This window comes from Hymenobacter siberiensis, assembly GCF_018967845.1.
Lineage (GTDB): Bacteria > Bacteroidota > Bacteroidia > Cytophagales > Hymenobacteraceae > Hymenobacter > Hymenobacter siberiensis.
Map to the genome: position 1 here is coordinate 2,760,005 of NZ_JAHLZZ010000001.1, position 24,460 is coordinate 2,784,464.

The 24,460-nt window shown below is 59.8% G+C and carries 24 protein-coding genes; 11 read left to right on the forward strand and 13 right to left on the reverse strand.

Features of this window, described 5'->3' with window-relative positions:
* Positions 1 to 144: 144 nt before the first annotated feature.
* The 5 genes from KQ661_RS11895 to KQ661_RS22155 all read right to left on the reverse strand — a co-directional run bounded on the left by KQ661_RS11895 (position 145) and on the right by KQ661_RS22155 (position 2,342).
* A complete protein-coding gene (locus KQ661_RS11895) occupies positions 145 to 702 on the reverse strand; it encodes a metal-dependent hydrolase (RefSeq protein WP_216727138.1) in 558 nt (185 codons plus the stop codon).
* A gap of 66 nt (positions 703 to 768) precedes the next feature.
* Positions 769 to 891: a hypothetical protein gene (locus KQ661_RS22585; protein WP_262898299.1), complete on the reverse strand. Its 123-nt coding sequence runs from the start codon at positions 889 to 891 to the stop codon at positions 769 to 771.
* Positions 875 to 1,120: a hypothetical protein gene (locus KQ661_RS11900; protein ID WP_216727139.1), complete on the reverse strand. Its 246-nt coding sequence runs from the start codon at positions 1,118 to 1,120 to the stop codon at positions 875 to 877. The genes KQ661_RS22585 and KQ661_RS11900 overlap by 17 nt, the downstream gene beginning before the upstream one ends.
* Before the next feature lie 109 nt (positions 1,121 to 1,229).
* On the reverse strand, positions 1,230 to 1,913 hold the full coding sequence (locus KQ661_RS11905; RefSeq protein ID WP_216688557.1) for an SIR2 family NAD-dependent protein deacylase: 684 nt from the start codon (positions 1,911 to 1,913) through the stop codon (positions 1,230 to 1,232).
* Between the two features lie 267 nt (positions 1,914 to 2,180).
* On the reverse strand, positions 2,181 to 2,342 hold the full coding sequence (locus KQ661_RS22155) for a pyridoxamine 5'-phosphate oxidase family protein (protein ID WP_216688558.1): 162 nt from the start codon (positions 2,340 to 2,342) through the stop codon (positions 2,181 to 2,183).
* 371 nt (positions 2,343 to 2,713) lie between these two features.
* On the opposite strand from KQ661_RS22155, the gene KQ661_RS11915 reads away from it, so the two are divergent.
* From KQ661_RS11915 to KQ661_RS11925, 3 genes are all read left to right on the forward strand, one after another.
* A complete protein-coding gene (locus KQ661_RS11915; RefSeq protein ID WP_216727140.1) occupies positions 2,714 to 3,826 on the forward strand; it encodes an IS4 family transposase in 1,113 nt (370 codons plus the stop codon).
* Between the two features lie 160 nt (positions 3,827 to 3,986).
* Positions 3,987 to 4,490, forward strand: coding sequence for a transposase family protein (locus tag KQ661_RS11920; protein WP_216727141.1), 504 nt, complete (start codon positions 3,987 to 3,989; stop codon positions 4,488 to 4,490).
* Entirely contained in the window at positions 4,487 to 4,927 is a 441-nt protein-coding gene (locus tag KQ661_RS11925) for a transposase family protein (protein WP_216679188.1), read from the forward strand. Before KQ661_RS11920 ends, KQ661_RS11925 begins: the two co-directional genes overlap by 4 nt.
* Before the next feature lie 250 nt (positions 4,928 to 5,177).
* Here KQ661_RS11925 and KQ661_RS11930 read toward each other — a convergent pair whose 3' ends face one another.
* The 4 genes from KQ661_RS11930 to KQ661_RS11945 all read right to left on the reverse strand — a co-directional run bounded on the left by KQ661_RS11930 (position 5,178) and on the right by KQ661_RS11945 (position 7,966).
* Entirely contained in the window at positions 5,178 to 5,687 is a 510-nt protein-coding gene (locus KQ661_RS11930; RefSeq protein WP_216725971.1) for a hypothetical protein, read from the reverse strand.
* Positions 5,688 to 5,794: 107 nt separating this feature from the next.
* The gene (locus KQ661_RS11935) at positions 5,795 to 6,505 is read right to left on the reverse strand and encodes a pirin family protein (RefSeq protein WP_216688561.1); all 711 of its coding nucleotides are present in this window, start codon (positions 6,503 to 6,505) and stop codon (positions 5,795 to 5,797) included.
* On the reverse strand, positions 6,502 to 7,086 hold the full coding sequence (locus KQ661_RS11940) for a nitroreductase family protein (RefSeq protein ID WP_216727142.1): 585 nt from the start codon (positions 7,084 to 7,086) through the stop codon (positions 6,502 to 6,504). Before KQ661_RS11940 ends, KQ661_RS11935 begins: the two co-directional genes overlap by 4 nt.
* Positions 7,087 to 7,249: 163 nt before the next feature.
* Positions 7,250 to 7,966, reverse strand: coding sequence for a pirin family protein (locus KQ661_RS11945; protein WP_216688563.1), 717 nt, complete (start codon positions 7,964 to 7,966; stop codon positions 7,250 to 7,252).
* Positions 7,967 to 8,131: 165 nt separating this feature from the next.
* Between KQ661_RS11945 and KQ661_RS11950 the strand changes: the two genes are divergently transcribed.
* The gene (locus KQ661_RS11950; protein WP_226915541.1) at positions 8,132 to 8,794 is read left to right on the forward strand and encodes an HAD family hydrolase; all 663 of its coding nucleotides are present in this window, start codon (positions 8,132 to 8,134) and stop codon (positions 8,792 to 8,794) included.
* A gap of 3 nt (positions 8,795 to 8,797) precedes the next feature.
* Here the strand turns inward: KQ661_RS11950 and KQ661_RS11955 are convergent, their stop codons facing one another.
* Together KQ661_RS11955 and topA are read right to left on the reverse strand one after the other, a co-directional pair.
* Positions 8,798 to 9,661 carry a DUF4846 domain-containing protein gene (locus KQ661_RS11955; RefSeq protein WP_216725973.1) on the reverse strand — a complete coding sequence of 288 codons (864 nt, stop codon included), beginning with the start codon at positions 9,659 to 9,661 and terminating at the stop codon, positions 8,798 to 8,800.
* 76 nt (positions 9,662 to 9,737) lie between these two features.
* Entirely contained in the window at positions 9,738 to 12,248 is a 2,511-nt protein-coding gene (topA, locus tag KQ661_RS11960) for a type I DNA topoisomerase (protein WP_216725974.1), read from the reverse strand.
* 282 nt (positions 12,249 to 12,530) lie between these two features.
* Between topA and KQ661_RS11965 the strand changes: the two genes are divergently transcribed.
* From KQ661_RS11965 to KQ661_RS11995, 7 genes are all read left to right on the forward strand, one after another.
* Positions 12,531 to 16,925 (forward strand): methyl-accepting chemotaxis protein, encoded by a 4,395-nt coding sequence (locus tag KQ661_RS11965; RefSeq protein WP_235726968.1) that lies wholly within the window; start codon positions 12,531 to 12,533, stop codon positions 16,923 to 16,925.
* A gap of 41 nt (positions 16,926 to 16,966) precedes the next feature.
* Positions 16,967 to 17,497, forward strand: a complete 531-nt coding sequence (locus KQ661_RS11970) for a chemotaxis protein CheW (RefSeq protein WP_216688566.1) — start codon at positions 16,967 to 16,969, stop codon at positions 17,495 to 17,497.
* A 70-nt stretch (positions 17,498 to 17,567) separates the two neighbouring features.
* On the forward strand, positions 17,568 to 17,954 hold the full coding sequence (locus KQ661_RS11975) for a response regulator (protein ID WP_216725976.1): 387 nt from the start codon (positions 17,568 to 17,570) through the stop codon (positions 17,952 to 17,954).
* A gap of 105 nt (positions 17,955 to 18,059) precedes the next feature.
* Positions 18,060 to 19,694 (forward strand): chemotaxis protein CheA, encoded by a 1,635-nt coding sequence (locus tag KQ661_RS11980; protein WP_216725977.1) that lies wholly within the window; start codon positions 18,060 to 18,062, stop codon positions 19,692 to 19,694.
* 68 nt (positions 19,695 to 19,762) lie between these two features.
* Entirely contained in the window at positions 19,763 to 20,383 is a 621-nt protein-coding gene (locus KQ661_RS11985; protein ID WP_216690676.1) for a chemotaxis protein CheC, read from the forward strand.
* Positions 20,384 to 20,561: 178 nt separating this feature from the next.
* Positions 20,562 to 21,653, forward strand: coding sequence for an agmatinase family protein (locus tag KQ661_RS11990; RefSeq protein ID WP_216725978.1), 1,092 nt, complete (start codon positions 20,562 to 20,564; stop codon positions 21,651 to 21,653).
* Between the two features lie 27 nt (positions 21,654 to 21,680).
* On the forward strand, positions 21,681 to 22,019 hold the full coding sequence (locus KQ661_RS11995; RefSeq protein ID WP_216688569.1) for a phage holin family protein: 339 nt from the start codon (positions 21,681 to 21,683) through the stop codon (positions 22,017 to 22,019).
* A gap of 120 nt (positions 22,020 to 22,139) precedes the next feature.
* Here the strand turns inward: KQ661_RS11995 and KQ661_RS12000 are convergent, their stop codons facing one another.
* Positions 22,140 to 22,769, reverse strand: a complete 630-nt coding sequence (locus tag KQ661_RS12000; RefSeq protein ID WP_216727143.1) for a DUF4349 domain-containing protein — start codon at positions 22,767 to 22,769, stop codon at positions 22,140 to 22,142.
* A gap of 364 nt (positions 22,770 to 23,133) precedes the next feature.
* On the reverse strand, positions 23,134 to 24,438 hold the full coding sequence (gene murA / locus KQ661_RS12005; protein ID WP_216688571.1) for a UDP-N-acetylglucosamine 1-carboxyvinyltransferase: 1,305 nt from the start codon (positions 24,436 to 24,438) through the stop codon (positions 23,134 to 23,136).
* Between the last annotated feature and the right edge of the window lie 22 nt (positions 24,439 to 24,460).

Sequence of the window (24,460 nt, forward strand, 5' to 3'; positions counted from 1 at the left end):
ATCACGAAGTGGCATGCGAAAACGCAGCGCACCCTACTGCGTGACGGGTAAAACGCTTTGGTGCCGCTACCAATTTTCCGCCGCCCCGCGACTACTCTGCAGCTTGGGCTAAGCAGGCGGCCCTACTTCAGCCAAACAGCTCCATTAGTGCCACGCCGGGCGCCTCCTGTTTGAAAACGGCCACAATGCCTGCCAGCCCAGTAGCAGCAGGCACGGCAGTCCCACCCAAATAGTTTCGCTGGCCAGCACCCGCAAGCCCTTGGCTCCGAAGAAACTCCGGATGCTCAGGGGCGATACCCTGATGGGCCGGAAAGGGAAGAAATAGCGCTCCAGGTGCCAGGGGCTAAAGAAAGCCACGCCCAGCCCGCCAGTTGTCAGGGCATCGAGCAGGCCGTGCGAGGCGGTGGCCAGAAATAGCAGCAGCGCCAGCCGCCCGGTGGCGGGCCGCTGGCCGGGCCGGGCCAGCTGGGCCAGTAAGGTGCCTATTGCAGCCACTACGACGGCCGCCAGCAGCGAGTGCGTGAGCCCCCGGTGCTCCCAAAGGCTGTCGTAGGGCACCCCCAGGCGGTAGCCCACCGAATCTACATCGGGCAAAGCGGCGCAGATGCCCGCCGCTATCCAGTATGGCCAGTGCCGGCGGTTGGGGAGCAGGAGTTTACCCAGGGTGGCCCCCAGCGCGGCGTGGCCAAATGCGTAAGCCATGAGCAGGAATAAAAAGCGACTGGTCCGCCTGCCAAAGGCAGACGGACCAGCGCAAAGAGAATGCGTTTACCAGCGCCGGATAACGCCGTAGTGTTCGAGCAGCCACAGGGCCGCGATGACGGCAACGAGGATGAGGGCCTTGGGCCAGAACTCCCCCCAGAAGCCGCGCGTACTAGATGGCCGGCTCATCTTCGGGGCGCCAGGTGAGTACCATGTGGTGCACCGGCGTTACCACGAAGTCGGGGTGGTGCAGCATATCATCGTGGTTGGCCAGGGCCCAGTCGGTAGCGGCCAGCTTGGTTTCGAACTCCTGCGGAGCCGCGCTAACGGGCTTGAGCACCATATGGTTGGTGTGGTTGGTTGTATCGTATTCGTGCCGGAGGCCGAAGATTCTGTATTTGGTGACGAGTCTGTACATGCCGCTAAGATAGAAAACAGAAGGTATTTGGAAGCGGTTTTTTGAGTAAACTAGCACGCCAGCAGCTCAGCAGGACGTTTTATATGGCTCTTGAACCTTCAAATCGGCGTTACTGCACTAGTTCCTTCAGTACCTTGGGCACGCCCGTGCTGGCGGCTTCCACCACGTAGCGTACGCCGCGCCGGCCGGCTTCGGGCTGGTGCGGGTCGATGACGAAGACGGGGCAGGCAGAGGGGGCGTAGTGCAGCAAGCCCGCCGCCGGGTACACTTGCAGCGAAGTGCCCACGATGAGCAGGGCATCGGCGGTGGCCACGGTTTCGGCGGCTTCCTCAATAGCGGGCACCATCTCGCCAAACCATACAATGTGCGGGCGCAGCTGGTGGCCATCAGGAGCCAGGTCGCCGAGGTTGATGTCGTCGGAGCAGTCGTAGACGGTGGTTTCCCTGGCTACGGAGCGCATTTGGTTCAGCATGCCGTGCAAGTGCAGCACATCGGTGGAGCCGGCTCGTTCGTGCAGGTCGTCCACGTTTTGGGTGATGATGCTCACGCGCCAGCCGGGCTGCTCCTCGAAGCCGGCCAGGGCCAGGTGAGCGGCGTTGGGCTGCACGGTGCGGGCCTGAGCGCGGCGCTGGTTGTAAAAATCGAGCACCAAAGCGGGATTGCGGGCAAAGCCCTCAGGGGAGGCCACGTCCTCAACGCGGTGGTCTTCCCACAGCCCATTGGTGTCGCGGAACGTGCGGATGCCGGACTCGGCCGACACGCCGGCTCCGGTGAGGACAACGAGGTGTTTCATGTTGTAGAGTTAGGGTCTTAGGGGCTTGGTTGAGCGTCATGCCGAGCGCAGCCGGAGCATCTCGCGTGTAGTAGTAAATCAATCGTTGAAAAAGGGTTACTGCCGCACGCTAGATGCCTCGGTTGCGCTCGGCATGACGTTCCTGAAAACGTTCCGGCTTCGTTCATAATAATGCCTGCTCGCTACAGCGTCACTTCGCCATCCTCTTCGCCGTGCCAGAACTTGATGCGCCGGGCCTGCACACGGATGAGCACGATACCGGGCGTATCAATTCCCGTCCTTGAACCAGCGCTTGAGCTCGGGCAGCCAATGTTTTTCGAGGGTGGCGCGTTGGCGAATGAGAGTGGCGGTGCCCACCACGGACACGTACAGCCAATCGGGACCGGAAAAGACGAGGCTGACGTGCGGATTCTCGGTGATATCGCTCACCGTATAGGGTCATTGCACCAAATGCGTAGTTAGCGTTTTCAGGTTGAGCTTAAAAAAACATGTGTCGATTGCTGAATCGGAAGGCCCTTTCCAGGGCCAGGATTCGGTGAAATGATTTACTGGCTGCTCAAATAGTTACAACAGCTTCCTCACAACTTGCCTTATTCAAAGCATGTTATTGGTCAATGCGTTGTGAATATTAGCTCAACTATAGCAACGCTAACTACGCATTTGGTGCAATGGCCCTAGTTTTTCAGCGTTTTATTAGGATAATCATTGACTGTAAACTACTCTACCCTACTAAAAATCGGGCATAAAAACGGGAAGGTTCGACCTTTGTAGTTCCTCAACTGCCAAAAGCACCCCTTCCCGTGAAGCATTGCCTCGTTGCCAAAATTACGACCCTTTTGCATTCGGCCCCGCTGGTGCGGAACCTGGCCCGCAAGAAGTTCATTGCCCGCTTCGTGCTGGGTCTCTTCAAAAGTCGAAACGTACAATTTTGCGAAGTGGCGCAGCATCTCAACGACGGCGCAAAACTGGCCTCGAACGAGACGCGCATCCAGGACTTTTTTCGCGAGGTCGACCTGGATTACCTGGCCCTGGCTGTGCTACTGGTGGGCCTGCTGCCGGGCACGGGCAAGCTGCGCCTGTGCCTGGACCGCACGGAGTGGGACTTCGGCAAGTGCCAGGTAAACATTCTGCTCGTCACGGTGGGCCGCGGCGACTGCCACTGGCCGCTGTACTGGGAATTACTCGACAACCGCAGCGGTAATTCCAACGCGGCTGACCGCGCCGCGCTGCTGGATTTTTGCCTCCGGGTACTGGGCCCCGACCGGGTGGGGTTGGTGGTGGGCGACCGGGAATTTGTGGGCCATGCGTGGTTCAAGTACCTCAAAGACAAGGGCATTTTCTTCGTCATGCGCCTGCCCAAGCACTACTTGCTCACCGACCGCCACGGCCGCCGTCACGCCGTGGCCGACTGGGGCCTGCACCCGGGCCAGTGCCGCCAACTGGCCGCGTGCCAGGTCGACGGGGTCTGGGGTGGGGCGCAGGTCACGGCCCTGACCGGGGGCGAGTACCTGTTCCTTTTCGGCACGGCCAACGTCGCTTTTTTGGGCCAGTTCTACCGCAAGCGCTGGACCATCGAAGCCTGTTTTCAGAACCTGAAAGGGCGCGGCTTTGCCTTGCGCGGGACGCATTTGCAGTGCCGCGGCAAGCTCAAAAAACTCGTTGGCCTCGTGAGCCTGGCCTACGCGCTGTGTGTCAGCGTGGGCACCTGGCTCCACGAAAAGGTGCAACCCATCAAAACCAAAAACAACGGCTACAAACGCGCCAGTTTCAGCCGCCACGGCCTCAACGCTCTGCGGCAATACACGCGGCCCGGCCGCAGCACTGACCCGGCCTTCATTGCTAACATGAACGCCGTGTTTCGATGGATTATTTGCCAACTAACTCTTTATCAATTAACTAAAATAGTAGGGTAGAGTACTGTAAACAACTCCGCCATTAGTGAGATACCCTTCAAAAATTCGACTTCCCCGAATTATTCGGTCCAATAAATAAATTGACTTGCCCCAGCTTCACGAGTGCTGATGCGGTAAAGTTAGCTATACTGGTGCGTGAGACCGGGCCGTACTTTTGGGGATGAATTATTTGGCCCTACGCGAGCGGCCGACGCAGTTTCTGGCCTTAACCAGTCTGCTGCCCGCCGAATTTGACGACCTGCTCACCGACTTTGCGCCCCGTTGGGAACGGCATCAGCGCTACCACACCCTCGACGGCACCCGGCGGCGCATCCCGGCCCATCGGGAGCGGGCCAATGCGACCTTGTCCGGTACCGACACGAAGCTTTTCTTCTTGCTGACCTATCTCAAAACCAATTCGTTGCAAGAGCACCAAGCCGCCAGCTTTGGCGTTTCGCAGACCCGCGTCAGCCGCCTGACGGGCCCGTTGCTCAACGTGCTCAACCAAACGCTGGCCGCCCGCGGCCTGTCGCCCGTGCGCGACGGCGCGCAACTGGCCCAGCGCCTGGCCGCGCACCCCGATAAGATCTTTACCTACGACGGGGTGGAACGCGGTATCCCGCGCAACGCGGACCGGGAAGGGCAAGAAGAAGAGTATAGTGCTAAAAAAAAGTCCATGCCTTGAAAAACAACACCTTGTGCGACGATACGCAGTATCTGCACTACCTCTCGCCCACGGAATCAGGGCGCATGCACGACAAAAAAGTGGCCGACGAATACCCCTTGCACCTGCCGGCGGGCAGCGTGCTGCGGCAGGATTTGGGTTTGCTCGGCCATCGCCCGCCGGGGGTGCTGGTCGAGATGCCGCACAAGAAGCCCCCGAAGGGCGAACTGACCTTTTCCCAGAAACTTTACAACCAGCTGCTGAGTCCCTTACGCGTGGTGATTGAGCACGTGCACAGTGGCATCAAACGCTTGCGCATGGTGCGCGACAAGCTGCGGGTCCGCGGCGACTGGTTTCGCGATACGGTCATGGTGGTGGCCTGCGGGCTGCATAACCTGCGCGTCCGCAGCCCACACCGGGCTTATCTCGCACACGAGCGCGCGAATCCCGCTAATTAAGCCGCATAAGTTTTACGGAAGCGTCGCGGATGCTGCGGAAGTTTTGAATGCGGAGGGAAGTGAGCATGAGAATTGAAGTCGGTGATAGGGCGAAGATAGGCGGCTAGGCTACACTGTGGGCCGGTTGGAACCAAAAACGCGCCGCCGCTCCAGTTACGGGAGCAGCGGCGCGTTTTTAGTAGTGTGGGTTTTGTAGGCAGCGTTTTGGAACGTCGCGACAGGCGCAGGGACGCGAACTACAGCATTCGCGCTACAGGACTTCCTGCTTAGTTGTTTCGTTGCCGGGATAGTCAGCGGTGGTCACGGTAATCTTGTCGCCGGCCAGCGAGTCGTTGTGTGCGGTGGCCACGTAGCGAAACGTTGTGCCGTCCGATTCGGCTACGGCATTGCCTTCTTCTACGGTGCTGCCATCCGGATTCTGAATGAGGACGTGGACGTGGTGAATGGCGAAATCGTCGCTGGCCTGCACCAGAATATCATCGCCCACCCGCCCATGGTAATTGCTGAAATCGACGTTGGTGATGTTGGGGGCATTCAGGTAGTCGGCCACGGCCACGGAGTAGGGCGAGCGCAGGATTTCATCCGTATGCTGTCCGTAGGCCGCGCGGCGTTCGGGGTCGTTGCGCACATCATGGCCATAAAAAGCGGCCTGCTGCACGCGCTGGCGCGGGGTGAGGCCGTTTCTCAGGGGCGGGTTATGAGTGTTCTGACGGAAAACCAGGCCATCCTGATTGGGAAGCGAAGCAGTGTTGTCGGACATGTATGGTGGGATTGATGAGGAGAAGCGTGAAGGTATTGAATCCTCCTACGCATCCAGGGGGCTGGGGGGTACAGCCTGACCTGAAAAGCCCGCCCCGATAATTCCCGTTAGTGGTTAATGGGGCACTCTATCAACAAGAACCGCGTACCGGCCGCGGCTTCGATGCTTACGCTGTCCGTTTCCCAGATACCGAGGCTGTCGCGAGTGCCCACAAGCTGCCCGGCCACCGTCACGGAGCCGCTGATGACGAACAGAAACAGCAGCTTATTCAGCGGCTTGAAGGCGTAGTCCATCGTTTGGGCTTCGGTGTAGTAGCCCAGCGAGAGCCTGGCGTTCTGGTTTATCCAGCAGTGGACCTGGCCTTCCTCGTTGCTCACGATGGTGGTGAGCTGGTTTTCGCGTTTTGCTTCCGGGAACTGGCGGCGCTGGTAGCGCGGGCCAATGTTTTGGAGCTTGGGCTCAATCCAGATTTGCAGGAAATTTACGTCGTCGTCGCCCACGTTGTGCTCCTCGTGGCGCAGGCCGCTGCCGGCGCTCATAATCTGCACCCAGTCCTGGTGCACCACTTCGGTATAGCCGAGGGTGTCCTTGTGGTTCATGCTGCCGGCCAGCATCACCGAGATAATTTCCATGTTGGCATGGCCGTGAATGCCGAAGCCGCCGCCGGGCTGCACCACGTCGTCGTTGAAGGTGCGGAGCAGGCCGAAGCCGCTGCGCTCCGGGTCGGGGTAGGGGCCGAAGCTGAGCGAGAGGTGGCTTTTCAGCCAGCCAATGTCTTTGAGGCCGCGCTCGGCGGCGCGGGTGAGGCGGGTTTTCATACGGTAGCGGGGAGTTCGTTGTGGAATACAAACTCGGCCAGGGGCTTGCGGTTTCGGGCGGCTTTCTCGCGGCTCAGGAAAGGCTCTTCCAGCAGTTCGGCTTCGCCGAGGTAGCCCAGAGCCAGCACCGCCACCGGGGCCACATTGTCGGGCAGGTTGAAATTCTGGCGCAGCTTCTCGCGGTCGAAACCGCCCATTACGTGGCCGTGCAAGCTCATGGCGGTGGCTTCGAGAAACAGCGTGGCGTTGGCCGCGCCCAGGTCGTGCAGGGCCGCGCCGTTGGGCTGGCCGTTGTCAAACTGCGTTTTGGCCAGGGCAATAATGAGCACCGGGGCATTTTTGGCCCAGGGCTGGTTGCCGGGCATCAGCGTATCCAGGATTTTCTGGAATGCCGTCGTGTCGGCCTTATGAGCATATATGTATTGCCATGGCTGCGCGTTCATGGCGCTAAAGGCCCAGGAAGCGGCCTCGAAAACCTGATTCAGGGTGTCCTGCGCAATGGGCTGGGCCGAGTAGGAGCGCGGGCTCCAGCGGCTGCGGATAAGGTCGTGAACGGGGTAGGTCGTGGGGGCGTGGTTCATGTTGTTGGCTGCGGATGCGCGAAAAGAACGAAAGGAAAAAGCACGTCATGCAGAGCGTAGCATCTTGCCCGCCACCACTAATCCTGTTGATTGAGTTACTTGCTGCGGGCAAGATGCTTCGCTGTGCTCTGCATGACGTTCAAACAGGCTCGTTCAAAAAGCCTTAAAACTCCATCGGCACCTCCATCAGCAACAGCTCCGCCTTGCTGTCGGCGCTGATTTCCAGCTTATCGGTTTCCCAGATGCCGAAGCCGTCGCGGCGGTGCAGGGCCTGGCCGTTGATGGTCACGTCGCCCTCCAGCACGAAGGCGTAGACGCCGTTGCCGGCTTTTTTCACGGCGTAGTCGGTGGTAAAGCCCTGGTCGAGATTGCCGAGGTAGAACCAGGCGTCTTGCTGAATGTGCACACTACTGCCATCCGCGGTGGGCGACACCACTTCCAAAAGCTGGTTGTGACGGGCCTCCGGGGTGAAGGTCTGCTGGCCGTAGTTGGGCTTGATGCCGCGCTGATTGGGGAACACCCAGATTTGCAGAAACTTCACTTCCTGCTTGCTGTTGTGGTTTTTCTCGGAGTGGGCCACGCCGGTGCCGGCGGTCATCACCTGCACGTCGTTTTCACGAATCACGGTTTTGTTGCCCATCGAATCTTGGTGCTCCAGGTCGCCGGAAAGCGGGATGGAGATAATCTCCATGTTGTCGTGCGGGTGTTTGCTGAAGCCCATGCCGCCGGCCACGGTGTCGTCGTTCAGCACGCGCAATGCGCCGAAGTGCACGCGCTCGGGGTTGTTATAGCCGGCAAAGCTGAAGGTGTGGAAGGAGTTGAGCCAGCCATGGTTGGCGTGGCCGCGGGTGTTGGCAAGATGCAGAACGGTGCGGGCCATGATAGGGGGCGTGATTAGATGCGTTGATTTGAAAAATGTATATACATTTAATGTCTATACATTGTTCTGGTAAAAAAGTTTTCCTGCTTTCTCAGCAGGGGAGGGAAGCGGTGCCGAATTGCCAGCCGGTACCTTTACCCGCCATCATCCTTTTGCCTGCCCCGCATGATTCGTACGGTCATTTTCGACATGGACGGCGTCATTATCGACACCGAGCCCCTGCACCACCACGCTTTCCTGGCCGAATTTGCCGAGCTGGGCATCCCCGTTTCGGCTGCCGAATACGCCACGTTTCTGGGCAAGTCAACGCGCAACGTATTCCAGCTACTCAAGCAGCGCTATAACCTTCCGCAAGATGTAGAAGCCATGGTGATGCGCAAGCGCGAGCTGTTCAACCAGGCGTTCGACGAAGACACCACGCTCGACCTGCTACCCGGCGTGCGCGCCCTCATCGAAGACCTGCGCCGCCACGGCCTGCAATTGGTCGTAGCGTCCTCCGCCTCCAAAGCCACCATTTCCCGGGTATTCGACCGCTTCGAGCTGGATGCCTACTTTATGCACCGCCTCAGCGGCGAAGATTTTGCCGAATCAAAGCCCAATCCGGCCATCTTCCTACGCGCCGCCGAGCTGGCCGAAACGCCCGTCGCGGAGTGCATCGTTATTGAAGACGCCGCCAACGGCGTGACGGCCGCCAAAGCCGCCGGCATCTACTGCATTGCCTACGCCAGCCCGCACTCCGTCGGACAGGACCTGCATCAGGCCGACCGCATCATCCGGCAGTTCGACGAGCTTAGCGCCACCGCCATTGAAGCCATCGAGCCGGGCTAGGTGCTACTCAAACCGCTTCAGCTCCTGGCGGGCAAACGTCCATTCGGGCGTATCAAATTCGGCCTCATTCGGCCCGGGTACCGCGAACCATGCCCCGAGGGCGGGTGCGTCCACGTTACGCAGCAGGTGAATGCTCTGGGCCGGCATGTAGCTCTGGGCCAGCAGCACGTATTGCTGATGCGAAACCATATTTTCGGCCACCTCCACCACCAGCACGGCATGGCCGGGCGCGCCGCCGTGAATGAGCACATCGCCGGGCTGCACCTGCGCCAGCGGTACCGTCCGCAGTTCCCGGCTCAGCGACAGCGTGCCCGCGTAGCCAAACGTGGGCACCAGGTAGCGGGCCAGCGCCGCGTGGGTGGGCGCTTCGGCGGGCCGGGTGGCGGGCAATACCTCCTCGTTGGCCACCCGAAACGTGCGCCCGGCCACGAAATCCGAAAACCAAAAATCGTACCCCGTGGTGAGGTGAAAATGCAGCTTATTGGGGTCGTGGCTAAAGACGTACTCGGCCCGCAGGCGAATCACGGCATCGGCGCACTGCTGCAAATCCTGGGGCGGCACGTCGATATCGACCACGGCGGCCACCACGTCCTGCCGGTCTTTCAGTTGGCCGTTGTAGAGGCGGGCTTTGGTGCCGGCGGGTTTCAGCGGCAGCCAGCGCAGCCACTCGCCCCAACTGCCAGCCGCCACGGGCACGCGCCGGCAGCCGGCGGGAGCGGGGAAGCGGGCGCCCAGTGCCTGCTGTGTCTGTGGCTGCCAGGCATAAACCAGCGCCCTTGGCCGCTGCGGAGTCACCTCACGGCCTGGATAATCGAAGCTGCAAAGGGCGGCAGCGCTCAGCCACAGGAAGGAGGGAAGGACGCGCATCGGTTCAATGAAAAAGAAAAAAGCCCGCACTACGCGGGCTTTTTTACTCGAAACTGCTAACGTCAGGCATTACGAATTATTTCATCTTGGCCACCGGCTTTTTCGCGGCTGCTGTTTTGGTGGCCGGCTTCTTCATGGCGGCCGCTTTGGTCGTGGCTTTCTTGGCGGCCGGCTTTTTAGCAGCAGTAGCTTTAGCAGCCTTTTTGGTCGGTGCGTCGGTGTTCTTTTCTTCCTTGGCGGGCGCAGCTTTCTTGCCGAAGCGGCCACCCTTGGCGGGTTTGTCAGGGGTGGCGTCGGCCAGCTCCACGCAGCGCTCCAGGGTTAGCTCCGTGGGCTCCTCGCCCTTGGGAATCTTCACGTTCTTCTTGCCCGCCACGATGTAGGGGCCGAAACGGCCGTTCAGCACCTGAATGTCGGGATTTTCGGCGAAGCTCTTGATGAGGCGCTCGGCATCGGTTTTGCGCTTCAGCTCAATCAGGGTCACCGCTTCTTCGGCCGTTATGGTGTGCGGGTCCTGCTCCTTGGTGAGGGAGAAAAACTTGCTGTCGTGCCGGATGTAGGGACCGAAGCGGCCCAGCGCGGCTGTCATGGCCTTCTCCTCAAACTCGCCCACCACGCGCGGCAGCTTAAACAGCTCCAGCGCATCTTCTAAGGTGATGCTCTCGATGAACTGCCCCTTGCGCAGGTTGGCGTAGGCAGGTTTGGTTTCGCCTTCGGTATCGCCCAGGGCCACGTAGGGGCCGTATTTGCCCAGTCGGGCCGAGATGCGCTCGCCGGTTTCGGGGTGCACGCCCAGTTCGCGGGTGGCGCCCACGGTGCTGCGGTCAATGTCCTGCCCGGCCTCGATGGTCGCGTGGAACTTGCCGTAGAAGCCGCTCAGCATCTTCGTCCAGTCCTCGTGGCCGTTGGCAATCTGGTCGAACTCGTCCTCCACCTTGGCCGTGAACTGAAAGTCGACAATCGTGGGGAAGTGGGCCACCAGAAAGTCGTTCACCACCATCGCCGTATCCGTCGGAAATAGCTTGGCTTTCTCCGCGCCGTAGTTCTCGGTTTTTACTTCGGTAGTCACCGCGCTGCCGTCCAGCGTCAGCACGTGGAACTTGCGCTCCTTGCCTTCGCGGGTGTCTTTTTCCACATAGCCGCGCTTCTGCACCGTGCTGATGGTGGGAGCATAAGTAGAAGGCCGGCCGATGCCCATTTCCTCCAGCTTCTTCACCAAAGAGGCTTCGGTGTAGCGCGCCGGCGGCGACGAAAACCGCTCCGTGGCGCTGAAGCGCTGCAGGGGCAAATCCTGCCCCACACTCAGCGGTGGCAGGCCGCGCGAGAAGCTCGATTCGGCATCTTTGGCGTCGTCCTCGTCCTCGTCGTCCTTGCTCTCGGCATACACTTTCAGGAAGCCCTCAAACGTAATCACCTCGCCCGTCGCCGACAGCGTGACGCCCGGCTGGGTGCTGATGCCAATCATGGCCGTGGTGCGCTCAATCACCGCCTCCGACATCTGCGAAGCCATGGCCCGCTTGCGAATCAGGTCATACAGGCGCTGCTCCGACGAGTCGGAACCTGCCTTCACCAAAGCGAAATCGGTGGGCCGGATGGCTTCGTGCGCCTCCTGGGCCGAAGCTGACTTGGTTTTGAACGTCCGGGTGTGGTGGTACTCGGCCCCATAAGCAGCCGTGATGGCCGTCTGCGCGCCCGCCATGGCCTCGCCCGACAGGTTCACCGAGTCCGTCCGCATGTAGCTGATTTTGCCCGCTTCGTATAGCTTTTGGGCCACGCTCATCGTCTGGGCTACCGAAAAGCCCAGCTTGCGCGAGGCCTCCTGCTGCAGCGTAGACGTGGTAAATGGCGCGGCCGGGCTGCGCTTGCCGGGCTTCTTATCAAGGCTCTCAATCTGATACGACGCACCCACGCAACGCTCCAGGAAAGCCTCGGCTTCGGCCTGTACCTTATAACGGGTCGGTAATTCAGCCTCCAGCACCGCACCGCGGCCGGCATCAAAACGGGCCACTACGCGGTAGGCGCTGGCGCTCAGGTGGCTGGCCACTTCGCGCTCACGCTCTACTACCAGGCGCACGGCCACGCTCTGCACGCGGCCGGCGCTCAGGCCGGGCTTCACCTTTTTCCAGAGCACGGGGCTCAGCTCGAAGCCCACCAGGCGGTCGAGCACGCGGCGGGCCTGCTGGGCGTTCACCAAATCCTGGTTCACGGTGCGCGGGTCGGCAATGGCGGCCAGGATGGCGTTTTTGGTGATTTCGCGGAATACGATGCGGCGCGTTTTAGCTTCGGGCAGGTTCAGCGTTTCGGCCAGGTGCCATGAGATGGCTTCACCCTCGCGGTCATCGTCACTCGCCAGCCAGACGGTTTCGGCTTCCTTCGAAAGTTTTTTCAGCTGCGCGATGAGCTCCCGTTTGTCGGGCGAAACAACATAAGTAGGTTTGAAACCATTGGCAATGTCGATGGCATTATTGTCCTTCGGCAAGTCGCGGACGTGGCCGTAGCTGGAACGCACCACGAAATCCTGGCCGAGGTAGCCTTCAATGGTTTTCGCCTTGGCCGGCGACTCGACGATAACTAAATTCTTGACCATGTGGGCGGGTAAAGGGGTGCGGCAGTAGGAATGGAGAAACTGTAATGATGAAACGACCAGCTGCGCCGAAAAGTTAAAATTGGCCGCAAAGATGCCGCTTAATTCTTAGCAGTAGCATCCGGGAGCAATAATCCGGCCGGAGACACGCCCCGGGAACGAGTCGGCGGGCCAACGGGTTCAGCGCCGTAGCCGGTGGCGTTACCTTTGCTTATTCGCGGCTAACCCCCGTACTTCGCCCTCCCGATTAGCTTTCCCCTTCCCGACTCGATACTCGTACTATATATGGCTTCCCCCCAGAATCCGCGACCCAAGGCCCGGCGTGTTTCCGCAACTATTACGGATGCCACCGACAGCACTACGCCGGACGCCGGTGCGGTTTCGTCGCTCGATGTGGTGCGTACCAACAACGACCTGACCCGCAAACGGGGCGGCTCGCGCGGTTCCGTCGATACCCAGGACCCGGGCTACGTCAACGACCAGCTCAACCGGGTGCTCTACGCCCTCGATGCCTTTAAGAAGGGCGATGTTTCGGTGCGGCTTACCAAGCAAAATGACGATATTTTTGCCGAAATCGCGGAAGCCTATAATTCGATGGTGGACATGATTGCCGGGGTAGGCGGCGAGGTGTCGCGCATCTCGAAAGTGGCTGGGGTAGAGGGCAACCTCAAGGCGCGGGCCTCGGCCGACGGGGCCGCCGGCTTCTGGCGCGATATGATTAACAACATCAACGGCCTGGTGGACAGCATCGCCGTGCCAGTGTTGGAAGTGGGCAAAGTACTGAAGAACATCAGTCGCGGTAATCTGGACGAAAGCTTTCAGATTCCGGTGTCGGGCGACTTCAAGCTGATGGCCGAAACCATCAACAAAACGATTGACAACCTCAACATCTTCGCCGGTGAAGTAACCCGCGTTGCGCAGGAAGTGGGCACCGAGGGCAAGCTCGGTGGCCAGGCCTCAGTACCTAACGTGGGCGGCATCTGGAAAGACCTGACCGACAACGTGAACAACATGGCCTCGAACCTCACCGTGCAGGTGCGGGACATTGCCAACGTGGCCACGGCCGTAGCCAAAGGCGACTTGTCGCAGAAAATCACCGTTGATGTAAAGGGCGAATTCCTGCAGTTGAAGCAGAACCTGAACCAGATGGTGGACTCGCTGAACCTGTTTGCCGGCGAAGTAACCCGCGTGGCCCTCGAAGTGGGCACCGAGGGCAAGCTGGGCGGCCAGGCCAGCGTGCCTAACGTGGCCGGCGTGTGGAAGGAGCTGACGGACAACGTAAACAACATGGCCAGCAACCTGACCAGTCAGGTGCGGGACATTGCCAACGTAGCCACGGCCGTAGCCAAAGGCGACCTGAGCCAGAAAGTAACCGTCGATGTGAAAGGCGAGCTGCTCCAGCTGAAGCAGAACCTGAACCAGATGGTGGACTCGCTGAACCTGTTTGCCGGCGAAGTAACCCGCGTGGCCCAGGAAGTGGGCACCGAAGGCCGCCTCGGCGGCCAGGCCTCGGTACCGAGCGTGGCCGGCGTATGGAAAGACCTGACGGACAACGTGAACTACATGGCCTCCAACCTGACCAGTCAGGTGCGGGACATTGCCAACGTGGCGACGGCCGTAGCCAAAGGCGACCTGACCCAGACGGTAACCGTCGATGTAAAGGGCGAATTCCTGCAGCTGAAGCAGAACCTGAACCAGATGGTGGCGTCCCTCAACCTGTTTGCCGGTGAGGTAACCCGCGTGGCGCAGGAAGTAGGCACCGAAGGGAAACTAGGTGGCCAAGCTAGTGTGCCGAACGTGGCCGGTGTGTGGAAAGCCCTCACCGACAACGTAAACGATATGGCAGCGGCCCTGACCTCGCAGGTGCGGGATATTGCCAACGTAGCCACGGCCGTAGCTCGCGGCGACCTCAGCCAGAAGATGACGGTGAACGTGAAGGGCGAAATCCTGGAGCTGAAGAACATCCTCAACCAGATGGTGGACTCGCTCAATATCTTCGGCGACGAAGTAACCCGGGTGGCCCGCGAAGTAGGTACCGAAGGCAAGCTCGGCGGCCAGGCCGTGGTGCCCCGCGTAGGCGGCACCTGGAAAGAGCTGACCGACAATGTGAACACGATGGCCAGCAACTTGACCAGTCAGGTACGGGACATTGCCAACGTGGCCACCGCCGTATCGAAAGGTGACCTTTCGCAGAAAATTACCGTCGATGTAAAAGGCGAGCTGCTGGATTTGAAGGACAACCTGAACCAGATGGTGGACTCGCTCAACATCTTCGCCGGCGAGGTAACCCGCGTGGCCCGCGAAGTGGGCACCGAGGGTATCCTCGGCGGTCAGGCCAACGTGCCCAAGGTATCAGGAACGTGGAAGGACTTGACGGACAACGTGAATACGATGGCCAGCAACCTGACCTCGCAGATGCGGGACATTGCCAACGTGGCCACCGCCGTAGCCAAAGGCGACCTCAGTCAGAAAATCACGGTGAATGTGCGCGGTGAGCTCCTCCAGCTGAAGGAAAACCTCAACGAGATGGTGGACTCGCTGAACATCTTCGGCGACGAGGTAACCCGCGTGGCCCGCGAAGTAGGTACCGAAGGCAAGCTCGGCGGCCAGGCCAAAGTGCCCAACGTGCGCGGCACCTGGAAAGACCTGACTGACAACGTGAACACGATGGCCAGTAACCTGACCTCGCAGGTACGGGACATTGCTAACGTGGCTACCGCCGTATCGCGCGGCGACCTTAGCCAGAAAGTATCCGTCGATGTAAAAGGCGAGTTGCTGGACCTGAAGGACAACCTCAACCAGATGGTTGATTCGCTGAACATCTTCGCCGGTGAGGTAACCCGCGTGGCGCAGGAAGTGGGCACCGAGGGCAAGCTCGGCGGGCAGGCCAGCGTACCAAATGTGGCCGGCGTGTGGAAGGAATTGACCGACAACGTAAACTACATGGCCTCCAACCTCACCACCCAGGTGCGGGGCATTGTGAAAGTAGTAACGGCCGTATCGAAAGGTGACCTGACCCAGAAGCTGACGCTGCAAGCCAAAGGCGAAGTGGCCGACCTGGCCGACACCATCAACAGCATGGTGGACGACCTTAACCGTCTCGCCGTCGAAGTGAGCCGCGTGGCCAAAGTGGCCGGGGTGGAAGGCAAGCTGACCGAGCGCGCCACGGTAGGCGGCGTATCGGGCAGCTGGAAAGAGCTGGTGGACACGCTCAATGCCCTGCTCGAATCCATCGCCTCGCCGGTGCTGGAAGTGGCCCGCGTGGTGCGCGCCATCTCGGAAGGCGACCTGACCCAGCGCGTAGACGTGCCCACCACGGGCGACATTCTGGCCATGGCCGATGCCCTGAACCTGGCCGTCGAAAACCTGAACGAGCTGCTCGGCGAAATCAATGACTCGTCGCAGATTGTGGGCACTTCTTCGGAAGAAATGGCCGGTAAAGGCCAGGAAATGAGTCGCGTAACCGTCGATGTGGCCTTGGCCATGCAGCAAATGGCCGAAGGCGCTCAGAACCAGGCCTTGAAAACCGACCAGGCTTTCAAGCTGATTGAAGAAATCATGCAGGCCACCAAGGAGACGGCCAACAAGGCCGATGTCGTGAACAAATCGGCAATCCTGGGTGAGCAGACCTCGCAGCTTGGCCTGAAAACGGTGGCCGAAGTGGTGAAAAACATGGAAGAAATATCCAGCGCTGCTTCGCAAACCTCGCGCACCATTGAAGTACTGAGCACCCGCTCAGGCGAAATCAGCAAGTCGCTGGGCGTAATCACTGACATCGCCTCGCAGACCAATCTGCTGGCGCTAAACGCCGCTATCGAAGCTGCCCGCGCCGGCGAAGCCGGCCGTGGCTTCGCCGTAGTAGCCGAGGAAATCCGGAAGCTGGCCGAAAGCTCCCGCCGCTCGGCCAACGAAATTGCCACACTGGTTGACGACGTTAAGAAGGATACGACCACGGCCGCCACGGCCATTTCGACCATGGAAAATCGGGTATTGAAAGGCAAGAACGCCACGTTCGAAGCCAGCTCGGCCTTTAAGAACATTGCTACCAGCAGCGGCGAAACGCTCCGCACCTCGCGCGACATTCTCACGGCTACCGAAGTTCAGAAAGCTTCGATTAGTGACGTGGTGAAGTACGTGGAGGAAGTGGTGGCCATTGCCGAGCAAACGGCCACCGGCACCCAACAGGTAGCCGGGACTGCCAAGCAGCTCTCGACGGCCATGCAGGAGCTGACCACCAGCTCGCAGCGCCTCACCGACATTGCCGACGACCTCCAGGCTGGCCTCGAAACCTTCCGCCTCAGCTCCTACGAGCCGGAGCCCGAGCCGGAACCCGTGCGCCGGGGAGCCCGCGACATCTACCGTGCCCGCGAATCATATGCCCCTGCGCCGCAACCGCAGCATGGCATGGCTGCCCGCCGTTCCCAGAGCCGGGGCGCGGCTGCGCCGGTTGCTGAATCCAGTCGGCAGTCCATCCCCACTCGTCGGGTCCGGCCCGAAGCCGCCGCACCTCTGGCGCCTGCGGCCCCCATCCGCCGGGAGCGCCCGATTCGTGCACGAGCAGTTCCCCAGGTGGAGGAAGCCCGCCCCGCGCCAGCCGCTACCGGCAAAGAGACGAAAAATGGCAAAGCTGTAAAAACTGCTCAAACCAGTAAGACGGCAGCCAAATCAAAAGCTAAATAACTCTCAATCTATTCGTTTAGCCCTTTTTCGACTAACCCTGCATGGCTGAGACTGAAGTACCCACGCCCATTACCAAGCCCGGACGCGCCAAGCCCGCCGAACTGGTGCAGCTTATCGTGTTTCGCCTCGGCGATGAGGACTACGGCATTCGCATTGAGCAGGTGAAGGAAGTAACCGTGACGCCCGATGTGGCCCGCATGCCCAAAACCCCGCCTTTCATCAAGGGCATTGCCAACCTGCGCGGCGATATTATTGCCATTCTGGACCTGGAAGAGCGGTTTCGGCTGCGGCCGGCCGGCCGGCCCATTCCCGAGCGCAGCTACACCATTGCCGTGGAAGCGGCCGACTATGTGCTCGGCCTGATGGTGCGCGAAGTGCCGCGCCCCTTCACCATGCCCCTGAGCCAGATTGAACCTGCGCCGGAGTTCGTGCAGGATTCCAGCACCCGCGACAAGTACCTCGAAGGCATCGCCAAACTCCCGGAGGGCGGCGTTATCATCGTATTAGACATGCGCAAGCTGCTGACTCCAAGCGAAGTGATGCGCCTGCCGGGCAAAACGGCATCTTCATAGCGCCGACCCCGTACAAGGGTGGCCCGCAACTACGTCCGGCTACCCGTTAAATCTAATATTCCCCAATTCCATGAATAAGCGCATCCTCATCGTCGACGACTCATTTTACATGCGCACGATGCTCAAAAATATGCTCACCGATGCCGGCTACGAAGTAGTGGGCGAGGCTGCAAACGGTGCCCAGGCGGTGGAAATGGCCGCTTCAACTTCCCCCGACCTCATTACCCTCGACGTGATTCTGCCCGATAACACCGGACTGGACGTGCTGAAAAGCCTCCGCCAGATTCAGCCCTCCGCCAAAATAGTGATGTGCAGCGCGGTAGGCCAGGAGGCTATCGTTACGGAAGCCATTGAAAATGGGGCTTTGGCTTACATCGTGAAGCCGTTCTCGGAAGAGAAAGTACTGGAAATCGTGGGTGCGGCGCTGCAAAACGACGCCTCAGAACAGGCTGCGTAAGGTGCTGCGACAACGTTTCGTTGCCCTGCCATATTCCTTCGGAAACGATGGGATGTGCCTGAGTGCGCCGGAATGTTGGTTTATCTATTTAATTTCTAAGGCCCAATGAAAACGCGCGACCAAGAATACCGGGAGCTTTTCATGGCCGAAGCGCTAGAGTATTACGACTCCATGAGCCGCCATTTGAGCGAGCTTGAGCGCAACCCCAATGCTGGCCCGGCCCTTAATGAGCTGTTCCGGCTCATGCACAACCTCAAAGCCAATGCCCGCGCCATGGGCTTTGCCGATTTGGGCGAAGTGGCGCACCACCTCGAAACCCTGTTTGGGCTGATTCGGGACCAGGAGCGCACATTCAGCGGGGCGCTCATCAAGGTGGTTTTTGCCGGGGTTGATGCCTTGGGCAACATGATTCGGGCAGTGGGAGCCGACCAGGCCCTGCCCGATGCCACCGCCTTGCTGGACAACCTTGACCGCTTGGTGCGGGGCGAGGAGCCGATTCTGGAAGAAGCCGAAGCGGCGGAGTCGGAGGAAGAGTCAGGCAAGAAAATGGAGCTTTCGGACCTGGTGTATATTCAGGTCAAAAAGCTTGACAATCTGTTGAATCTGGTAGGGGAGTTGGTTATTGACCGCGACCGGATTATGACGCTGGCACAGGAAATCGGTAATCCTGCGCTTCTGGCCACTGCTCAGCACCTGTTCCGCATTTCCGACGACTTGCAGTATAGTGTGATGGATGCCCGCCTGGTGGGCGTGGGGGTGCTGCTGAATAAGTTTCCCCGGGTTGTGCGCGATGTAGCCAGCGCCGAAGACAAAGAAGTGGAGCTAATCCTCAGCGGTCAGGATGTGCAGATTGACCGCAACATCCTGCAAATCATCACCGACGCGCTGTTGCACCTGGTGCGCAACGCCGTCAGCCACGGCCTCGAAACCACTGCCCAGCGGGCAGCGGCTGGCAAGCCTACCGTTGGCCACCTCACCCTTTCGGCCCTGACCGAGCGCGACGACGTGCTCATTCAGGTGCGCGACGATGGCCGGGGCATCGATACCGAAGCCGTGCGCCGCAAGGCCATTGAGCGTGGCCTGACCACGGCCGCCGCCGCCCTGGACGAGCAAGGGGTGTGGGCGCTTCTGTTCGAGCCCGGTTTCTCCATGGCCAGCAAGGTTACCGATATTTCGGGCCGCGGCGTGGGCCTCGATGTGGTGAAGATGGCCCTTGACTCGTTGGGTGGCCAGCTGCGGGTGGAATCGCAGTTGGGCCAGGGTACTACGTTCACCTTGGTGTTGCCCACGTCCATTGCCGTAAAGGGCGCACTGCTGGTAGAAGTAGAGGAACGCCCCTATGCCATCCCGCTGATGCACACCGATACCGTATTGGCCTTGCAACCCGAGCAGATTTCGGTGGTAGGCGGCATGCTTGTAACGCATGTGCAGGGCCAGGCCGTGCCGCTGGTGCCATTGCAAATGCTGCTGCACGACGAGGGCGATGAACTGCTGCCCTTCGCCGATAAAGCTGATATGACTGGTGCTCAGCAGGTTCTGGTTGTGAATTATAATAACCGCCGTCTGGGCTTGTTGGTTGACCGGTTCATCCGGCAGCAAAACATTGTCATCAAGCCCCTAAGTAAACCCCTGGATACCATTGACCTGTTTGGTGGCGTAACCCTGCTCGGCAGCGGGCAAGTGTGCCTGGTGCTGGATGTGCCAGCCCTGACTCGCCTGTTTCTGACCAAACGTCCTTAATTTTCCTTTCTTTCATCCCAGTCCTCGCAGCTGCACTTTCCCCTATCTTCGACGTTATGGATTTATCGATGACTGATTTAGAGCGTGATATAATCCGCGAGATTCTAAATATCGGCCTGGCCCGCGCCGCCGATTCATTCGCCGTTATCGCCCAGGAGCGGGTGTTACTCGAGGTGCCCAATATCGACCTGTTGATGAGCGACGATATTCTGCACCGCGTGCGCGATTATCAGACACGGCACGTGCCCATTCAGTCCGATATCCGGGGTGATTTCAACGGTACGACGCTCATGTTTTTCTCGGGCCAGCACGTTCAGCGCCTCTCACGGGTATGCCTGCGCATGCAAACGTCCGAAACCCTGGAGCTAAATGAGCTGCAGGAGTCGCTGCTGCTTGAAATCAGCAATATCATTACCGGGGCACTGGTCACGCAGTTGGCCAATATTTTGAAAGCCAATATCTACGGTGCCCCACCGGTAGCCCCCAAAGGTGACATAGCTGAAAACCTGCAGAGCCTGCTGCCAGACCAGCAGCTACAGCCCCTCATCTTCTCGGTTATCACGCAGTTCTCGGACCGCGACAATACGGTGGAATTGCCGCTGATGCTGTTTTTTGACCGGGTGACGTTCGGTAAAATTCTAGAAATAATCCGTAGCTACGACTTTCTGGGCAGCCAGATGTCGGCCTGATACCTGTTTTAGGAATGCCTGACCGCGTTCCGGCCCGTCATGCCGCGCCGGCCGTTGCAATTCTCCCGCCGGCCCGTTCGCTGAACTTGGGCCACTGCTTCCGGGAGTTGCAGCGGCCGGTGCGGCATGACGTTCTTTTTCGCCTTCAACTTTACTATTTACCTACGCAGCACCTCCAATGTCTAACGCGGACGCCTTAGCCCAAAAAATAGCTTCTTTCGACCCCAACGCGCCCGGCGATGTAGATAGCGGCCTGTTCGGCCTGCCTTTCACGCCCGAGGAGGCACAGGTAGTGGTAGTGCCCGTGCCGTGGGAGGTAACGGTGAGCTACCGCGCCGGTACGGCCGCCGGCCCGGCCGCCATCCGCGAAGCTTCATTGCAAGTGGACCTGTACGATTCTGACGTGCCCAATGCCTGGAAGCTCGGCCTGGCCATGGAGGCGGAGGACGAAACCATTGCCGAAGCCAGCCGCAAGCTGCGCCCTCTTGCCGCCGATTACATCGGCTGGCTGGAAGAAGGCCAGCCCGAAGCCGACCGCAAAAAGCACGAAAGCGTGCCCGCCCAGGCTACGGCCGGCGGCGACAAGATGATACAGTGGCTGAAGGCCAAAACGGGTGCCCTGCTCGATGCCGGCAAAGGCGTGGTGGTGCTGGGTGGCGACCACAGCACGCCTTTGGGCTACCTGCATGCACTGGCCGAGCGCCACCAGGAATTTGCTATTCTGCAGTTTGACGCCCATTGCGACCTGCGGCCTGCCTACGAGGGCTTTAAGTATTCGCATGCCAGCATTATGCACAACGCACTGCAGCTGCCGCAGGTGAAGAAGCTGGTGCAGGTGGGCATCCGGGATTTCTGCCAGCAGGAGGCCGAATTCATCGACCAGTCCAACGGCCGGGTGGCGCTATTCAGCCAGCGGTTCCTGAGCGACGAGAAGTTTTCCAAGAAGTCGTGGAAGAAGGTATGCGGCAAAATCATCGCACAGCTGCCCAAAAAGGTCTACATCAGCTTCGATATCGACGGCCTCGATCCCAAGCTGTGCCCCGGTACCGGTACGCCCGTACCCGGCGGCCTGGAGTTTGAGGAAGCCACGTATTTGCTGCGGTCCATCGTGCGGGCGGGCATCCAAATCATCGGCTGCGACCTGAACGAAGTAGCGCCCGGCGACACCGAGTGGAACGCCATTGTGGGCGCGCGCCTGCTCTACCAGCTTTGCAACTGGATGGCCGTATCGCAGGGACGGCTGCCGGCCAAAGGCATGCACGCCGAGTAACCTTCTTTCACTTTTACCCTTGTTGCCATGTTAGGATTCATTCTCAAATTCATTCTTACCGCTGTGCTGGTGTATGGCCTCAGCATGGTGCTGCCGGGCGTGGTGCTGGGTGGCATGGGCAGCGCGGCCATTCTGGTTATCGTGCTGGGCATTCTGAATGCCATTGTGAAACCCATTCTGCAAATTCTGGGCTTTCCCATTACGGTGCTCACGCTGGGCCTTTTCCTGTTGGTTATCAACGTCATCATCGTAAAGCTGGCCGATTTCCTGATGAGTAGCTTCGATGTCCACGGCTTGCTGAATGCGCTCTTATTCAGCCTGGCCTTGTCGGTGGTAAATGCCGTGGTGGACTTGGTAATGGATTAAATCCGACTTTGGCCTTGAGCTGAAAAGCCCCGCTGCGGTACCATAACTGGTGCTGCGGCGGGGCTTTTTGGGTTTTTCAGACCTCGGCTGGTAGGCCGTGCGCCGCCAGCGCCGCACGGCCTACCAGCCGGCTCCGCCCAGCAGCAGGAAGGGCCAGATAGCTGCCATGCCAATCAGCAGGCTGGTAATCAGCGTCCAGCCGGTATAGAAAGATTCTACGAGGCGACTGGCGAATGATACGACCGGGGCCTCGGGTACGGGCTGGGGCAGGGGCTGGTAGCAGGTGAGCGAGATGATGGAATAAGCTACTTCATCGTTGAGCGTTTTGAGGTGGCTTTCGGTGCTCTCAATTTCTTCGCGCACCTCGCCGATTTTGCCTTCCACTTCTAGCACTTCGCTGATTTTGCGGTCGCGGGCCAGCAGGTCGATGTAGCGCTTTTCGACGGCGCGCTTGGTGGCGAGGCGGGCGGCTACGTCGGCGTGCTGGGCCGTCACATCGTCGGTAGTTAGCTTTTTTTCTTCCACGGTGCCCAAACCACCCAACGCGGCCATCAGCGGCTGGAAGCGGGCCGGGGCCACCCGAATGGTTATCGCCTGCCGCCATTCGCCCTCGGCCCGCACCTCGGTAGCAGCGCTGAGGTACCCCCCGTTGCGGTGCACAAGGCTGTCGAGGCGGGCGCTGGCACGCGGCAGGTTGGCCACCTTCAGGCGTAAATCGGCGTGGTAAATGAGCAGGCGAGAGGGGGGCAACGATTGATTCGGTATAGGGCCGGGGGCCCGGAATAACGTCGGCAGTAGCCGCTTCATCATCAGCGTCTGGGCTCTCCTGTAGGGGAGCTGGCGCACTCATCAGGTACTGTGGCGAGCGCGGAGCTACGTCGGCAACGGCTTCTGCATCATTCTTGGTGTGGCTACAGCCGCATAGCAGGGCTACCAGCCCCAGGGCAATGCCAAGGGAGTATTTCATGATTCATTCAATGATAAAGTGAAACCAGAAACAGTAGCTGCGCAGCTGCTTTTATGCCAGCGCACAAGCAGAAGTAACCCATATAGCTGGCAACAAAAAATGCCCGGCAGGAAGGCCGGGCATTTTTTGCATCAAGCAGCGCTTGCGTTACAGGCGGCGAATATCAGCCCCCAGCGCTTGCAGGCGCGTATCGATATTCTGATAGCCGCGGTCAATCTGCTCCACGTTTTCGATGGTACTTTTGCCCTCGGCCGACAGCGCGGCGATGAGCAGGGCCACGCCGGCCCGGATGTCGGGCGAGGTCATGGTGATGCCGCGCAGGCGCGTGCGCTGGTCGAGGCCGATAACGGTGGCGCGGTGCGGGTCGCAAAGAATAACCTGCGCGCCCATGTCGATGAGCTTATCGACGAAGAACAGGCGCGACTCAAACATCTTCTGGTGAATGAGGACCGTGCCCTTGGCCTGACAGGCCACTACGAGCACAATGCTGAGCAAATCGGGGGTGAAGCCCGGCCAGGTGTGGTCGCTCACTGTCAGAATGGAGCCGTCGAGGTAGGTGGCGATTTCGTAGTGCGGCTGGGCCGGAATGAAAATATCATCGCCCCGGAATTCAAGCTGAATGCCCAGCTTGCGGAAAGTATCGGGGATGAGGCCCAGCTCGGGAATCTGGCAGTCCTTAATGGTGATTTCGGAGCCCGTCATGGCCGCGAGGCCGATAAAGGAGCCAATTTCAATCATGTCCGGCAGCATGCGGTGCTCGGTGCCGACCAGCTTATCCACGCCCACGATGGTGAGCAGGTTGGAGCCAATGCCTTGGATGTTAGCGCCCATGCGCACCAGCATCCGGCACAGCTGCTGCAAGTAAGGCTCGCAGGCGGCGTTGTAGATGGTGGTAGTACCTTCGGCCAGCACGGCGGCCATGAGAATGTTGGCCGTGCCGGTTACCGATGCTTCGTCTAGCAGCATGTGGGCGCCCGTCAACTTGCCATCGACCTTGATGCGGTAGAAATCGGTGCCTTCCAGCGTGAGCTTGCCGCCCAGCTTTTCGAGGCCCAGGAAGTGGGTGTCCATTGGCCGGCGACCAATTTTATCGCCGCCTGGCTTGGGTAGCTGGCAGCGCCCGTAGCGCCCCAGCATGGGCCCGAGAATCATCACCGAGCCGCGCAGCGCGCCGGCCTGGGCCACAAACTCGGGCGTGTCCATGTAGTCGAGGTTGATATTCTCGGCTTGGAAAACGTAGGTGTCCGTTGCCAGCTTGCCCACTTTCACGCCCATATCGCGCAGCAGCTCGATGAGCTTGTTGACGTCGCGGATATCGGGGATGTTGCTGATGGTAATGGGTTCCGGCGTCAGCAATACCGCGCAGAGAATCTGGAGGGCTTCGTTTTTAGCGCCCTGGGGCGTGATTTCGCCGCGCAGGGATTTGCCGCCGCGTACTTCAAATGCAGCCATTTTGTTTGAGCTGTTAGCTAAT